Here is a 1,499-nt window from a genome sequence, read left to right on the forward strand (position 1 = left end):
TGCTTATGCCTTCACTAGGCTGGGAATCAATATTCTGGTTTGCAGGAATACCATTGTTATTTTTACCCTTCATGATGAAGCGTTTACCAGAGGCTTCGACGCATCTGATCAGAATTGGCAAAAAAGAAGAATTGATCAGGGTATTATCCAAGGTCAGTCCGGAGAGCAAATTCGGCATCAAGGATGAAATTGTGGAAGTGAAAAAAACAGATGCGAATATGCCGATTGTTGGATTATTCAAGGATTCCCGTGCATTAAGCACACTGATGTTCTGGATTGCCTTTTTCATGTGCCTATTGATGGTATATGGATTGAATACATGGTTACCAAAGTTAATGATCGAGGCAGGCTATGCGCTGAATTCAAGCTTAGGTTTCTTGATCGTTCTTCAAGGGGGGGCTATCGTAGGCACACTTATCATCGCTAAACTTTGTGATCGCTATGGATCCAAGAAAATGCTTGTGCCGTTGTATGCGCTTGGGGCAGTCAGTTTGACCCTATTGGGAATGGGCGGAAGCTCCTTTGTGATTTACACTTTGGTAGCGATTGCAGGAGCCTGTACCATTGGTGCCCAAAATCTTGTGCAAGCCTATGTTTCCCAGTACTATCCACCCAATATTAGATCTACGGCATTAGGGGTTGCATCTGGAATCGGAAGGATCGGCGGTATGCTCGGACCAATCCTCGGCGGATTCCTATTATCCATCTCGTTACCCATCCAACTGAATTTCATCGCCTTCGCTATTCCGGGTCTCATTGCCGCGGTTGCGTTATCATTCGTTCCAGCGAAAATGGCTTATTATAAACGTGATCATCTGGAACCAACTGAAGAAATGGTGGTAGAGTCCAATAAAATGAACGTCTTGTAAAATTAAATGCATGAAATGCAGTGCAGGGATACCTCCGCAGTCATTTCATGCATATTTGTTTTATTGTCCTATTTGGACGAAGAAATAGTTCTAAATGAAAATTAATAAGAATAAGCGGGAAGATTTCTGGATGGCTTGGCCTATTCTTGAGAAAAGTTGCTTAAATGTTCATAATTTCGCAAATCGAGTCACACTTAAGGTTAAGAATAAATGTTAGAATGATGGTACGGATAATTAATTCCTCCTTAAAATGGAGCGAACTAGAAAAAATAATCTCATCTTTTGTGAGGAGTCTTACTTTGAAAATTTTAAAACATGTAATTTTTTGGTTAAGCATTATAGGGACATTATTCTCTATGATTTATTTCTTTGTAGCGGACATTCCGTTATATGTTAAATTATTTGGCGGAGCCATCATCCTTTATCTTGGATATGATCTATTTACAGAATCAAGGAAAAGAAAGCGTAAAGAAGCCTTGGACGCTTAATCCTATACTCTAATCGTTAAAAGCCCTCATTGATAAGAGGGCTTTTTTGTTGATCAATTTGGCTAATGACTTTGATTATTGACAATATTCTAAAAAACGAGTTAATTTATAGTGAACTTAGTTCTATATATGTATAAATCTG

The 1,499-nt window shown here is 39.0% G+C and carries 2 protein-coding genes; both read left to right on the forward strand.

Annotated features, from left to right (window positions below; genetic code table 11):
* Positions 1–869: MFS transporter (locus tag ACFVSH_RS26540; RefSeq protein ID WP_387708805.1), on the forward strand; the 869-nt coding region annotated here is incomplete at its 5' end.
* A 299-nt stretch (positions 870–1,168) separates the two neighbouring features.
* Entirely contained in the window at positions 1,169–1,357 is a 189-nt protein-coding gene (locus ACFVSH_RS26545) for a hypothetical protein (protein ID WP_387598401.1), read from the forward strand.
* Positions 1,358–1,499: the final 142 nt, after the last annotated feature.

It is taken from the genome of Peribacillus sp. NPDC058002 (genome assembly GCF_042886655.1).
Lineage (GTDB): Bacteria > Bacillota > Bacilli > Bacillales > DSM-1321 > Peribacillus > Peribacillus aracenensis.